This window comes from Mesorhizobium sp., from assembly GCF_024509055.1.
Taxonomy (GTDB): Bacteria; Pseudomonadota; Alphaproteobacteria; order Rhizobiales; family Rhizobiaceae; genus Mesorhizobium.
Genome location: NZ_JANINM010000022.1, coordinates 26,178 through 39,452 on the forward strand (window position 1 = coordinate 26,178; position 13,275 = coordinate 39,452).

Below are 13,275 nucleotides of genomic sequence, written 5' to 3' on the forward strand. Positions count from 1 at the left end.
GGCGAGACCACGCTTACAGCCGGTCGCAGTTCGCGGCCTGCTCCGCTTTCTATTTCGGCTTCTGCTGGCCGTAGGTCTTGTACCGGTTCTTGACCACGCTCAATTCATCGTCGGTCAGCATGACCGGACGGCCGACCGTGCTGGCAAGCATGTACTGCCTGGCCAGCGTTTCCAGCTTCTCGGTTCGAGCGACCGCGGTGGCGAGATCCGGCCCGTGGGCGATCATGCCATGGTTCGCGATGAGGCAGGTGTTTCGTTCCGCCAGGGCGCGGACGACGACCTGTGCGAGTTCCGCAGTGCCGAAGGGCGCATAGTCGGAACATGGGACATCGTCGCCTCCAAACGAGGCAATCATGTAGTGGAACGGCGGCAGGTCCTGCCGTAGGCATGAGAGCGCGACGCAGTGGTCCGGATGGGCGTGCACGACGGCCTGCGCCTGAGGGAAGGCCCTGTAGATCGCCGCATGCATGTTCCATTCGCTGGACGGGCGAAACTCACCATTCCAGTCGCCGTCGAGCGTCATTTCCACCATGGCGGCCTGATCGAGTTTTTCAGGCGAGATGCCGGTCGGCGTTATCAGCATGCCGTCGCTCTCGAGCCGCAGGCTGATGTTCCCAGAGGTTCCGCTGTTCAAACCCTTCGAGGCGATGACGCGCACCGCGTCGACAAGGGATTGACGCATGGTTGTCGTTTGAGCAGTCATTGGTTCCTCGCCTGTGGCGGCCATTGTTCGAGATAAGGTTCGGTCCGTACCGGCCGGCGCATCTCGTCGAGCACGGTGGAAAAGACGTCCAGTCCACCAAGCTTGCCGGACTTCAGCATCAGCGCGACGGGAAACGGCATTTCGGCAACCATGCGCCCGGTGCCCAGGCCCTGGTAAGGGCCAACGATGAAATGGGCAATCGGCAGTTTGGGCACAATGGCTCCGGCGGTCTCGCCGCCGGCGACGACAAGCCGGCGAACGCCGCTGTCGAAGATCAGGCGTTGCGCGAGATCGGTGAGAAAGTCCTCGGCGGCGCGCGCCACCACGTCACGGCCATATCTGCCCTGGAGGCGTTCGACTTCGTCCTGTGGCGCCATCGTGGCGATGGCAATCGCCCTGCCCGCGCCGATCGCCACATTGGCCGACGCCAATGTCGAAGCAAGCACATCCGCGCCATCCATGACGCGGGAGAGATCGACCGTGACGACCTCGTTCTGCTGGCCAAAATGCGCCAGTTGCTCGGCGGTGCGCGGCGCTACGCTGCCGGCAAGCACGACAGCGGGGCCATCGACGCCGGGGAGTTCGGCCACCTGGGGATTGGCAAGCTTGCCGCTGCGCCGCCATGACGTGGGCAGATGCGCCGCGACAGACGCGTTCCCGGTCAACAGAGGCATCGGCGCCGCAGCCCCCGCGATCGAAGCAAGGTCCCGCTCATAGATCGTGTCGGTCACGGCAAAGCGAATGCCCTCCCCGGTCAGCGCCTCGCAATGTTTGACGATGGCGTCAGGACCGCGATCGACCACTGGATGCGCGACGAGCCCGACGCGGCTGCGGCTCTGCGCGGCAAGAACGCGAACGATGTTGGAATCCGTCATCGGCGTGAGCGGGTCGAAGCGCTTCGGCGATTCCGCCAGTATCTGTGAGCCGCCGAACATATAGCCCTGGAACACCGTTCGCTGTGTCTCGCAAAGAGCCGGACAGAAGAGGACGAGCTTCGCATCGAGGAGATCGGCGAGCGCCTCGGCGCAGGGGCCGATGTTTCCAGCCGGCGTGGAATCGAAGGTCGCGCAATATTTGAAGAATATCTGATCGCAGCCTGTTGATATCAGCCGCCGCGCGGCGCGCAGGACGAGATCGACCGCCTGCGTGGCCGGTATCACGCGCGTCTTCAACGCGATCACATGCGCGAGCGAGCCAGCGGGAATGACCGCCTCGATGCCGGTCGCGAAACTTGTCGGCACGCCCCGCGCCACCAGCATGGCCGCCAGTTCGGATCCGCCGGTCAAGTCGTCGGCGATCGCGCCGAACAGCAGCGGACGCTCTCGTTCTGCCATTGATCTATTCTCCTGAACCCCGGTTCGGCCTTGAACCACGGACCGGTCCGGCCGCCATCGTGTCAAAGACCCAGAAATGCCCGAGCCAGGGCCAGTTGGCCGTCCATCATCTGGCGACCGAACAGCAGGCGGCAGCCTCTGGCTTCAGCGGCTTGCAGGAGCCGGGTCTTCTCGGGCTTCATGACGATGTCGGCAACGACCATGCCGGCGGACAGCGTGGCTATATCTATCGGGTCGCCATCCTCCCCGCCGACCATCCCTAGCGAAGTCGCATTGACGACCATATCGAAGCCAGTCGCGTCAGCCACGCCAGTCCGCACCAACACTTGCGGAAAGGCTGAAGAAGCCGCGTCGACAAGCCCAAGGGCCTTGGCATGGTCGCGGTTCGAGATGACCAGTTCCGCCACGCCCGCCTCGGCGAACGCAAATGCCAGGCTGCGCCCGGCGCCGCCAGCACCCAGCAGAAGCACACGAAGCCCGTTGAGCTGGACGCCGGCCTCGGTGGCGCCGCGCACGAAGCCGGCGCCGTCGACATTGTCGCCGGTCAGCTTTCCGTCCTGATCACGCCGAATGTAGTTGACGCTGCCGATCGTCCGGGCGCGAGCCGTGAGTTCGTCGAGCAACGGCAGAACCGGGATCTTGTGCGGGATGGTGACGCCCGACCCGACACAGTTTCGAAATCCCCGCAGCGCCTGGATCGCGGCGGTCAGATCCTGCGCTCCGACGTGAACCGGGACGCAAACGAAGTCATGCCCAACCGCCCGTATGAAAGCCGTAATCGCCTCCGAACCGACCACATGCGAGACGGGATCCGCCATCAGCAGCATGATCTTCGTCTGCCCGGTTATGCGGCGCTCGTCCATTTGTCCCTCCCGCAGATGCATGGTTCCCGTAATATGATAAATATCGACTATTAATCCTGGGCTCGCCAATCCGAGCGAGGATTCGAATTACAGGGATTTGCGCCCATTTTACGTGAAATTCAAGCATTTTGAGCAAGAGGTCGTGGGTTGCGCCCTTCCGCATCAGGGGCGACAATTCACTCAGAATGCCAGTTGATAATAAATAAGTTTCTCTGTAATCCTAGCGGCCTCTCATACCATGACTGTCCCGGCCACGCGGAGGATTCCCACTCATGTCGAAGCGGCAAATGCATTTGATAGGCTATGTGCTGGCGGGACCGACATGGCATCATTACGGGAGCTGGCGGCACCCCGAGAGCGACGGCCTCGATATGCTCGACCCCGCCCGCTACGAGGAGATTGCCCGCGTCCTGGAACAGGGCAAGTTCGACGGGCTTTTCTTCGTCGACTTCCTGATGCTGTTCGATTCCTACGCCGGCGGCTACCGCACCAACCTGAAGGAAGGCGGCCAGCAATGCATGATGGACCCGATGCAGCTGCTGGCGGCGATGGCGCGCGTCACCTCGCGCATCGGCCTCGCATCGACCATGTCGACTACCTTCTACCACCCTTTCCACATCGCGCGCGCCTTCGCCTCGCTCGACCACATCAGCAAGGGCCGGTCCGGCTGGAACGTCGTCACCTCGGCGATGGAGCGCGAGGCCAAGAACTTCGGCATGGACGGGCTGATGGACAAGAACAAGCGCTACGACATGGCGGATGAAGTGCTGGAGGCTTGCAACAAGCTCTGGCAGAGCTGGGAACCGGGAGCGGTCGTCGGCGATCGCGAAAACAACCTCTTCGCCGATGCCGACAAGGTCCACTACGCTGACTACGAAGGCAAATACGTGCGCACCAGCGGCCCCCTGACTGTGCCAAGCTCGCCGCAGGTCAAGCCGGTGATCATGCAGGCCGGTTCGTCGCCGCGCGGCCGCGAGTTTGCCGGTCGCTGGGCCGAGATCATCTTCACGCTGCAGAACTCGAAGGAGCACATGCAGGCGTTCTATCGCGACATCAAGGATCGGGTCGTCGCCAGCGGGAGAAGGCCGAACGAATGCGCCATCGTGCCCGCCGTCGACGTCATCCTCGGCGATACGGAGTCGATCGCGAGGGAACGCGCCGAGGCCATCAACGAATATGCGAGCCCGACGCTCGGCGTCGCCGAAATCTCCAACGCGCTCGGCGTCGACATGTCGAAGGAACCCCTCGACAAGCCGCTGGAGGATTTGGAACTGACCCAGGGCTGCCGCGGCATTCTCGACGTGATGCTGCAAGGAACCAAGAAGGATGGGCTGACGCTAGGCCAGGCCGGCAAGGCCTGGGCGACCAGCCAGATGACGCCACAGCTGATCGGCACGCCGAAGCAGATTGCCGATCACCTGCAGGACTTCTTCGAGGCCGAATGCTGCGACGGCTTCATGATCTGCCCGTCCATCAGTCCGGGAACCTACGTGCAGTTCGTCAAGACGGTGGTTCCGGAGCTGCAGCGCCGCGGGGTGTTCCGCAAGGAGTACCAGTACGCGACCTTCCGAGAAAACCTGCAGAACTGATTACCACGACAATCCGGGGGTACCGAGCGGCCCAGCGATCAAGATCGCTGGGCCGTCTTTTTGATCAGGACGGATAGGCCGCTCAGGCCGCGCCTGGCCGGTCCGGAAAAGCGCGCTGTTCGGTCTGCTCCCGGGGCACGAGGATCTCTGGAAGATAGCAGCGCAGATAGGCGATGCCCGCTAGATGCGCCTCCGCGATATAGTCGTCGCGGATGTATCCGTGCTCGCTGTAGGCCAGCGAGAAGACGCCATCGATCATGGAAAAATAGGTGGCGAGCCGACGCTCCCAATCCGGGACGGAAGGCACGTGGAAATAATGGGCCAGAAGCTGCGACCTGCCGTCAACGAGGCGATGCAGTTGCGATATGTCGGCCGTCTTGACCTCAAGGCTGATGTTGGCGCCCAGGAACAACCGCAACGCCGCCGGATGGTTGTTGTGATAGTGGGCCGCGCTCGTCACCTTCAGCCGGAACAGGTCCTGCCAACGCGCCGGCCGAACCTCCAGCGGCAGCATGGAGAGCTCGAGCAAGGCGTTATGATGCACTTCGGCCAGCGCCAGCAGCGCGGCCTCGGTGCTCGGAAAGAAATGGTAGACCGAGGCATTCGGCACCTTCGCCTTGGCGGCGATCTGATAAAGGCCGATGTCCTGGACGTTGCTGGTCACAAGCAACTCGTCCAAAGCCTCAAGCAGCTTGCGAAAGCGAAGCTGCCCGGGTTTTCGCTGGGGCCGACGGGCCACAATGCGCTTCGGCTGCCGATCGGCGGCGGCCTTCTCCTCGACATCGTTGCTCATCGTCACCTCGGATTGCGGGGAGTCTTGAATTTGACACAAGAAGAAACGCGCCCCGAGGTCAAGACACCAAAGATTTCAAGCAATCAAGCCAATCTTCTCCTCCACAGCATGGTTGGCTGTGGCAGCACTTTCGGTGAACGAGACCAACTGTAGAGACAGGATCACGTGCTTTGCGAATGAGTTTCGACCAGCAGATGTTCATTGTTGGTCATAGCCGCGTCCCTGCGCATCCTGTCATAAAGCCAGGCGTAGAACATTTCGCAGCTCTGCTTGCGCAGCTGGCCGGCCGGTTCGACGACATAGTAATCCGAACCCCGCACCCTGTAAGGCGCGACGTCCAGCGCCGGCACCAGAACCCCACTGGCGAAGAGATCGTCCACCAAAGGGCTGCCTCCGAGGGCAATCCCCTGGCCGCTCAACGCCGCCTGCATGAGCACCGAGAAGTTGTTCACCGTGATCTGGTGCTTGCCCCTCGTGGCCTCGACGCCATGCGCTTGGAACCAGTCTCTCCAGCCGCCGCCCTGCACCGAGCGGCCTTCGATGTCGAGCAACTTCTCGCCCAGGAGGTCGGCCGGGCGGGCCGGGCGCTTGCGGCCATCCCAATAGGACGGATGGCAGACAGGCGTCACTTCGCAGCCGATCAGGAATCTGGCGGACATGGACGGCCATGAGCCGCCGCCGAAACGAACCGTCATGTCGATGCGCTGCTTGGAAATGTCGACGAGTTCATCGTTGACCGCGAGGCGCAAATCCACATCCGGGTGGAGACTGCTGAATTCGACCAGCCGCGGCGCCAGCCAGTAGGTGCCGAAAGCGTGCGTCGTGCCGACGACGATCGCCTGCGGGTCGCGCAACTCCCTGACACGGTCGGCAAGCGACGCTATCGCGGTCAAATGCACTGGCAGCGACGCATTGAGCATGGCGCCGGCAGGGGTGAGCTCGATCGACCTGTGTCCCCGCTCGAAAAGAGCGATCTGAAGGAAGTTTTCCAGCTCGCGAATCTGCCGGCTGATGGCCGCTTGCGTGATGTTCAGTTCGTCGGCCGCCTTGGTGAAGCTCATCAGCCGCGCGGCCGCCTCGAACGAGATCAGCGACACCAGGGAAGGGATGCTTTTGCGCAGCAATGACATAACAAACTTTAATGCCAAGAGAACACGATCCGCAAGCCAATGATGGACCCGCTATCTCGCAGACACCGTGCATTTCCCACATCGCAGAGCATATCCACAAAAAAGCGGCGCTCCAACCTTAGTCCAATAATTTCATATAGTTATCTCTGGCCTGAGTTTTCCGCTCAACGGCATGGGCACAAGGATTTGTTATGGGTCGCCAAGAATTTTGCGCGTTTACGCAATCAACGCCATTGGGCATGCTCGCAATACCAAAGCGCGATCATAGGACGCACCGACAAATGAATGCTCCCGTCGTCATCCCGCCTGCTCCCCTGCCGATCGGCCGCGATCTGTTCAAGACCGTATCCAGCCATTGGCCATCCGGCGTGGCGGTCATCACGACGGCCGCCAGCGACGGCACCTTGCATGGCTTGACCATGAGCGCCGTCATCGCGCTTTCGTTGGAGCCGATGCAGTTCCTGATCTCCGTCGACAAGACTTCCAACACGCTGCCGGTGCTGAAAGAGACACGGCGCTTCTGCATCAATTTCCTGAGCAGGGAGCAGCAGGACATCTGCATGCTGTTCGCCAGCAAGGCCGCCGACAAGTTCGCTTCCGTCAACCACCGCCTTTCCGACATGGGCGTGCCCATCATTGAGGGCGCTGTCTCCTGTATCAGCTGCGACGTGAACTCCATCATCGCGAGCGGCGACCATGAGATCATGATCGGCGACGTGCGAGACATGGAGCATTTCGGCGGCGAGCCACTCATCCATTTCAAGCGGTCGTTCCATACCGTGCAGGCCGGTTGAGCTGCCTCAGCTCCCCGCCGGCCGGAACCGCTCGGCCCTGGCATGCCGGGCCTGCGTTATGACCAAGTCTTGACCGGCCGGACGAACTCTAGCCTTTCAAGCTCGCACGGAAGGCTCTACAGCATCTTCCCGAGACTTGGTTCCCACTTTCGGGAGACGCGTCCGGGATAATGCCAATGCGGCTCTGTGTTTCTTTGACGGCGTTGGGGTTCCTGCTGGTGGCGATCGCCGCCGGCATGTGGCCATCCTGGGCGCTGGCCTCGTCGCTGTCGCGGCCGGCCACCATCGTCACGGTCGAGCCGTCGGCCGCCACCGCGGAGCGTTCGACCTTCAAGCCCTGCTACCACACGGTGCGGACGGCGGGCATATCCTGCTTTCCCCAGATCGGCCTGCCGGAAGGCGCAACCCACGGCGAGGCGCGCACCTCCAGGCATTGCGTTCCCATGATGGCCCTACCTGCAACGAAGCCCGTCTTCCGTAAAGCAGAACCGAGACCGCCCCGATCCTCCTTCATCGTCTGAATTCGATGCGCACGGGCGGATGGCCGCCCGCGCGCTGCTGTTCATCCATGAAGAGCGGCGATGCCGCTCAAGAGGTCATTTAATGCTCAACCAAAATCCGATCGGACGCCGGCGCTTCCTGCTTGGCGCCTCCACGCTGGTGGCAACCGCGACGCTGCTGCCGGTCCTGCCCGCTCGCGCCCAGGAGGGCCTGACGCGCGAACAGGTCCTTACCGATCCCGACATGCCGTTCGTCGGGGCCAAGACTCCCGACATCACGATCGCGGAATTCATGGACTACAACTGTCCTTACTGCCGGAAGAGCCATCCGGAGCTGAAGAAGCTCCTCGAGAGCGACCCCAAGGTGCGCGTCGTCTATAAGGACTGGCCGGTTTTCGGTCCGGTTTCCGAATATGCGGCCCGCATGGCGATCGCCACCAAATGGCAGGGGAAGTACGAAGCAGCGCACGACGCTCTGATGTCGTCGCCGAAGCGCTTCCAGCAGGAGAGGGAGGTCACCGCCGTATTGACCAAAGCCGGCATCGACATGGCGAGGCTGGACAAGGACGCGGCGGCGCACAAGGCCGACATCGATAAGCTCATCGCGCGAAACGCCCTGCAGGCCGACACGATCGGCTTGCAGGGTACGCCGTCATGGCTGGTGCAGTCCTTCGTCGTCTTCGGCGGCCTCAGCCTCGATCAGTTGCAGGCGGCCGTGGCGGAAGCGCGCCGCAGAAAGAAGGCGGCGGGCAGCAAGTAGGATACTGGTCCCGTCATTGGAGGTTGCCGGTCGTGGCAACCTCCGCCCTGTTTATAGCCTCAGGCGATGAAGGCCTCGGCGACGCTGCGAATGCCTGCGCCATCGAGCTTGTAGTGGGCATAGAGATGGGTGGGCGGCGCGATCAGGCTGTATTCGTCGTAGATGCCGTGACGCTTGAGCTTCACGCCAAGCCCCTCGTCGGAGAGAACTTCGGCGACCGCGCTGCCAAGTCCGCCCAGAACATTGTGCTCCTCCACCGTCATGATCTTCTTCGAGCGGGAAGCCGCATCGAGAATGGCGTCGCGGTCGAGCGGCTTGATGCTCGCCATGTCGATCACGCCGACGGAGCGCCCTTCCGCATTCATCGCCCTCGCCGCATCGAGCGCGCCATGCACGGCCATGCCGCATGCGATGATGGTCAGTTCCTCGCCCTTCAGATGTTCATGCGCTTTGGCGAAGGCGAATGTCGGGGTGCCGGAATAGACGACCGGATCGCGGCCGCGGCCGATGCGGAAATAGATCGGCTTGTCATAGTCCGCGGAAGCGCGGATGGCCGCTTCCAGCTGCGGACCGTCGGCCGGCGACACGACAGCAAGATCGGCGATCGAACGCATGATGGCGATGTCTTCGGTGGCGTGATGCGAGGTGCCGTAGAAGCCCAGCGATATGCCGGTGTGATGACCAATGAGACGGACCGGCTGCGCGGAATAGGCGACGTCCATGCGGATCTGCTCGCAGGCAAGCAACGCCAGGAAGGAAGCGAAGGTTGCCACGAAGGGGACCACTCCACAGGTCGCAATGCCGGCGGCGGTGCTGACCATGTTCTGTTCCGAGATGCCGAAGGAGACGTAGCGGTCGGGGTAGGCCGCCGCGAAGCGGTTCAGGCCGTTCGAGTATTGAAGGTCGGCCGATCCGGCCATGACGTTATGGCCTGCCTTCACAAGATCGATCAGCCCGTTTGACAGATGATCGAGGCCCGGATTGACGGCGTTGAGGCCGCGATATTGCCAGGAATTGGGGGAGAGAGGACCGTTCATTTCAAGCATCCAGCGCGTTGATTTCGGCGATGGCCTTTTCGGCATCGGATGGGTCGAGGTAGCCCAGGTGCCAGCCGGGCTCGGTCTCCATGTACGAGACACCCCTGCCCTTGCTGGTCCTGGCTATGATCACGCAAGGCTTGGTGCGCTCGTCATCGGCCCTCACCCGGCGCAGCAATTCGGTCACCTTCGCGACGTCGTGGCCATCGACTTCATGGACTTCCCAGCCGAAGGCACGCCATTTGTCGCCAAGCGGCTCGATGTTCATCAGATCGTCGACGCGGCCGTCCAGCTGGTAACCGTTGCGGTCGATGATGGCGATGAGATTGCGCGCGCGATGCTGGGCGGCGTTGATCGCGGCCTCCCACACCTGTCCTTCCTGCATCTCGCCATCGCCCATCATGCAGAAGACCCGGTAGTCCTTCTCGCCGGTCCAGCGCTGCGCCAGCACCATGCCCAGCGCATTCGAGAGAGCATGGCCGATCGAGCCCGATGAGAAATCGACGCCGGGCACCTTCCTCATGTCGGGGTGATCGCCAAGCGGGCTGCCCAGGCGCGTGTACTGATCGAGCCATTCCTTCGGGAAGAAGCCTAGATCGGCATAAATCGGAAACAGGCCGACCGCGGCGTGTCCCTTGCCAATGGTGAAGCGATCGCGACCTGCCCATTTCGGGTCGCCGCGGCGAAGCCGCATGACGTCGAAGTAGAGCGCGGCGAATATCTCGGCGGCCGAGAACACCGACGTGTAATGCCCGGTCTTGGCGATCTCGATCAGCCGGATCGTCTCCAGCCGAACGAAGCGGGCGCGCTCCTTCAGCATCGCCACCACCTCCGGCGTCGGCTCGAAACTGTTGCCGCGCGCCGCGCCTTTTGAAGAACCGCTCATGTCATCCCTCGATCAAAGTTCATGGCTTTGCGGCGCGGCCGAAGCCGTGCCGCGACTGCGCGTCACGAGCGCAGATTTTCCCGGAACGTCCTGCCGGTGTAGTCCCGACGGTAGATGCCGCGACGCTGCAGTTCGGGCACCACCGACTTCACGAACTGGTAGAACGATCCGGGGGTGATGGACGGGCAGATAACGAAGCCGTCGCAGGCCTCGGCCTCGAACAACTCGTGGATGTGATCGGCGATCATCATCGGCGTGCCGACAAGCTGCGGCGACATCTGCGTGGTCCCGTACTGGTGGCCGGCGTCGCGCAGCGTCTTGCCCTTGCCGCCGCTCATGATGATATCGAAGACGCCGCGCGCGCCCTGCGTGATCTCCATCTCGCTCAGCGGCTGGTCCATCGGGAAGCCGGACAGGTCGATGCCGATATGGTTCGACATCTCGGAAAGGCCAAGCTCGGCATTGGCGAGGGAGTCGATGTACTCAGCCCGCTCGCGTGCGATCGATTCCGTTTCGCCGATGACGATGTCGGTCGCCGGCAGGATCGCGCAGTGCGAAGGATCGCGCCCGGTATTGGCAACGCGATCTTTCACATCGCGATAGAAGGCCTGCATGTCGGGCTTGTTGTTCTGGAGCGTGAAGACGATCTCGGCCCAGCGCGCGGCGAACTGGCGCCCGCGCTCCGAAGACCCCGCCTGCATCAGCACAGGGCTGCCCTGCGGAGAATGCGGCGTCATCAGCGGGCCGCGCGTCTTCACATATTTGCCGGCGTAGTTGGCGTACTGGACCTTCGAAGGATCGCCGAAAATACCTGCCTGCCGGTCGAGCACCAGCGCGTCCGGTCCCCAGCTGTTCCAGAGCGCCGTGCAGGCCTCGACGACCTCGTCGGCGTGGTCATAGCGCTGCGCCTTGTCCAGCAGCCGGTCCATGCCGTAATTCTGCGCCTCGCGATCGGTCGCGGAAGTCACGATGTTCCAGGCCGCCCTGCCGCCGCTGATATGGTCGAGTGAGGCAAAAGCGCGGGCGATGTGGAACGGGTGATAGAGCGAGGTCGACATCGTCGCCGACAGGCCGATGTGATTGGTCACCCGCGCCATCGCCGTCAGCATCTGCATCGGATCGAGCATGCACATATGCCCGCCATATTTGATGCAGGGGTCGAATACGCTGCCATAGGTGTCGTAGAGCGTCTGGACATCGACGAAGAAGAGACCGTCGAACTTTCCGTCCTCGAGGATGCGCGCGATATTCTCGTAGCGGGTCGGGTTCAGGAAGTCCATCCCGTCGCTTTCGTCATGACGCCAGCTTCCATTGTTGTGCCACGACGGCCCGATCGTGCAATAACCTACGAAGTGTAGCTGACGTCCCATTGAACTCACCCAAAATCCACCCGTGCCGGGCCTGAAGGAAGTGCCTGACGCACCGCGGCGGCCTGCTCGCTGCGAAAGAAACTTTTATGCGTGACAGCATCACGCCGCTTGCACAGCTGTTTCGTCGAAGCGCTACAAATCCGTAGGCCTACGTCTGCTTCTTGCACTCTGACGCCATGCCGTACACTGGCAAAAACCTTTGGATTGAATAACCTTTCGTTATGCTACGAAGAGCAAGGAGGCTTGCGCCGCGCCGTCAGGCGACGGAAGGCGAATATTGGCGCACGATGCCCTGGCTTATGAGCCTTTCGACCTCCTCGGGGGCATAGCCAAGCACCTCCGAGAGCACGGCGGCCGTATCCTCGCCGAGCATGGGCGGGGCCTTGTATGCGGCGCCGCGCTGCGCGCCGAGCCCCTGTGCCGGCCTGACCAGCGAGACCGGTCCGAGATGCTGGCTGTGCAAAGTCTGCACCACGTCACGGGCCTTGACCGTAGGGCTTTCGAAGGCCTCCGGCACCGACTTGACCTCACCCGCCGGAACGCTGTGGCGCAGGCAGGCCTCCATCCAATGGTGCCTTGTATCGGAGCGGAACGCCTGGCTGAGCCTGGCGAGCAGGCTTTCGCGATTGAGCGCACGCGCCGCCGCCGTCTTGTAGAGAGGGTCGTTGGCAAGCTCGGGCATGCTGACGACCTTTTCGCACAGGGCGGTGAACTGCTTATCGTTGCCCACGGCCAGCGCGAAGCTGCCATCCGAGCACTCACAGATCTGGTAGGGCACGACCGTCGGATGGGCATTGCCATAACGGCGCGGAATGACACCCGCGTTCAGGTAGCCGCTGCCGACATTGATCAAGGTGTTCAGCGCGCATTCCAGCAGCGATACGTCGATATACTGCCCCTGGCCGGTTTCCCGGCGCTGATAGAGCGCGGCCAGCACCGACTGCACGGAAACCATGCCGGCGATGATGTCCGTCATCGCAACGCCAATGCGCTGCGGCTCGCCGTCGACGGGACCGGTGATCGACATCAGGCCACTCTCGGCCTGGACGACGAAATCGTATCCGGGCCGATCCCATTCGGGGCCGGTCTGCCCGTAGCCGGAGATCGAGCAGTAGATGATACCCGGGTTGAAGGCCTTCAGCGTCTCATAGTCGATCTTCAGCCGCTGAACCGTGCCGGCGCGGAAGTTCTCGATGACCACGTCGGCCTTGGCAGCCAGACGATGGATGATCTCATGTCCCTTGGGATGCTTGATGTCGACAGCGATGCTGGATTTGCCGCGATTTGCGCAAAGGTAGTAGGTGCTGACGCCCTTGTAGCTCGGCACCGACCACGCGCGCGTGTCGTCGCCGCCGTCGATGTTCTCGATCTTCCAGACCTCGGCGCCGAGATCCGCCAGGGACATGGTGGCCCAAGGACCGGCCAGCACACGGGAAAGGTCCAGCACCTTGATGCCTGCCAGCGGCAAGCCCGCTGAGGCTTCGCCCGCAGGCCTAACGGATTCCGACATAGGTTC

At 62.5% G+C, this 13,275-nt stretch carries 13 protein-coding genes; 4 read left to right on the forward strand and 9 right to left on the reverse strand.

The window, feature by feature from the left end:
• Positions 1-49 precede the first annotated feature (49 nt).
• From Q0L57_RS01365 to Q0L57_RS01375, 3 genes are all read right to left on the reverse strand, one after another.
• Positions 50-703 carry a class II aldolase/adducin family protein gene (locus Q0L57_RS01365; protein WP_296736699.1) on the reverse strand — a complete coding sequence of 218 codons (654 nt, stop codon included), beginning with the start codon at positions 701-703 and terminating at the stop codon, positions 50-52.
• Positions 700-2,037 carry a 3-oxo-tetronate kinase gene (gene otnK / locus Q0L57_RS01370; RefSeq protein WP_296736702.1) on the reverse strand — a complete coding sequence of 446 codons (1,338 nt, stop codon included), beginning with the start codon at positions 2,035-2,037 and terminating at the stop codon, positions 700-702. Before otnK ends, Q0L57_RS01365 begins: the two co-directional genes overlap by 4 nt.
• A gap of 62 nt (positions 2,038-2,099) precedes the next feature.
• Positions 2,100-2,900, reverse strand: coding sequence for a shikimate dehydrogenase (locus Q0L57_RS01375; RefSeq protein ID WP_296736705.1), 801 nt, complete (start codon positions 2,898-2,900; stop codon positions 2,100-2,102).
• A 272-nt stretch (positions 2,901-3,172) separates the two neighbouring features.
• Between Q0L57_RS01375 and Q0L57_RS01380 the strand changes: the two genes are divergently transcribed.
• Positions 3,173-4,489 (forward strand): LLM class flavin-dependent oxidoreductase, encoded by a 1,317-nt coding sequence (locus Q0L57_RS01380; RefSeq protein ID WP_296736707.1) that lies wholly within the window; start codon positions 3,173-3,175, stop codon positions 4,487-4,489.
• Between the two features lie 82 nt (positions 4,490-4,571).
• On the opposite strand, the gene Q0L57_RS01385 is transcribed toward Q0L57_RS01380, so the two are convergent.
• Positions 4,572-5,282 carry a TetR/AcrR family transcriptional regulator gene (locus tag Q0L57_RS01385; protein ID WP_296736710.1) on the reverse strand — a complete coding sequence of 237 codons (711 nt, stop codon included), beginning with the start codon at positions 5,280-5,282 and terminating at the stop codon, positions 4,572-4,574.
• A gap of 161 nt (positions 5,283-5,443) precedes the next feature.
• Complete coding sequence (locus Q0L57_RS01390) at positions 5,444-6,412, reverse strand: LysR substrate-binding domain-containing protein (protein ID WP_296736712.1); 969 nt, start codon at positions 6,410-6,412, stop codon at positions 5,444-5,446.
• 281 nt (positions 6,413-6,693) lie between these two features.
• Between Q0L57_RS01390 and Q0L57_RS01395 the strand changes: the two genes are divergently transcribed.
• The 3 genes from Q0L57_RS01395 to Q0L57_RS01405 all read left to right on the forward strand — a co-directional run bounded on the left by Q0L57_RS01395 (position 6,694) and on the right by Q0L57_RS01405 (position 8,466).
• The gene (locus Q0L57_RS01395; RefSeq protein ID WP_296736715.1) at positions 6,694-7,206 is read left to right on the forward strand and encodes a flavin reductase family protein; all 513 of its coding nucleotides are present in this window, start codon (positions 6,694-6,696) and stop codon (positions 7,204-7,206) included.
• A gap of 176 nt (positions 7,207-7,382) precedes the next feature.
• Positions 7,383-7,727 carry a hypothetical protein gene (locus Q0L57_RS01400; protein ID WP_296736717.1) on the forward strand — a complete coding sequence of 115 codons (345 nt, stop codon included), beginning with the start codon at positions 7,383-7,385 and terminating at the stop codon, positions 7,725-7,727.
• An 82-nt stretch (positions 7,728-7,809) separates the two neighbouring features.
• The gene (locus Q0L57_RS01405) at positions 7,810-8,466 is read left to right on the forward strand and encodes a DsbA family protein (protein WP_296736718.1); all 657 of its coding nucleotides are present in this window, start codon (positions 7,810-7,812) and stop codon (positions 8,464-8,466) included.
• Positions 8,467-8,525: 59 nt separating this feature from the next.
• Here Q0L57_RS01405 and Q0L57_RS01410 read toward each other — a convergent pair whose 3' ends face one another.
• The 4 genes from Q0L57_RS01410 to Q0L57_RS01425 form a co-directional block, all read right to left on the reverse strand.
• Positions 8,526-9,503, reverse strand: a complete 978-nt coding sequence (locus Q0L57_RS01410) for a transketolase C-terminal domain-containing protein (protein ID WP_296736720.1) — start codon at positions 9,501-9,503, stop codon at positions 8,526-8,528.
• Position 9,504: 1 nt separating this feature from the next.
• Positions 9,505-10,389, reverse strand: coding sequence for a transketolase (locus tag Q0L57_RS01415; protein ID WP_296736722.1), 885 nt, complete (start codon positions 10,387-10,389; stop codon positions 9,505-9,507).
• 62 nt (positions 10,390-10,451) lie between these two features.
• Positions 10,452-11,759 carry an LLM class flavin-dependent oxidoreductase gene (locus tag Q0L57_RS01420; RefSeq protein ID WP_296736723.1) on the reverse strand — a complete coding sequence of 436 codons (1,308 nt, stop codon included), beginning with the start codon at positions 11,757-11,759 and terminating at the stop codon, positions 10,452-10,454.
• 256 nt (positions 11,760-12,015) lie between these two features.
• The gene (locus Q0L57_RS01425) at positions 12,016-13,269 is read right to left on the reverse strand and encodes a CaiB/BaiF CoA-transferase family protein (RefSeq protein ID WP_296736724.1); all 1,254 of its coding nucleotides are present in this window, start codon (positions 13,267-13,269) and stop codon (positions 12,016-12,018) included.
• Between the last annotated feature and the right edge of the window lie 6 nt (positions 13,270-13,275).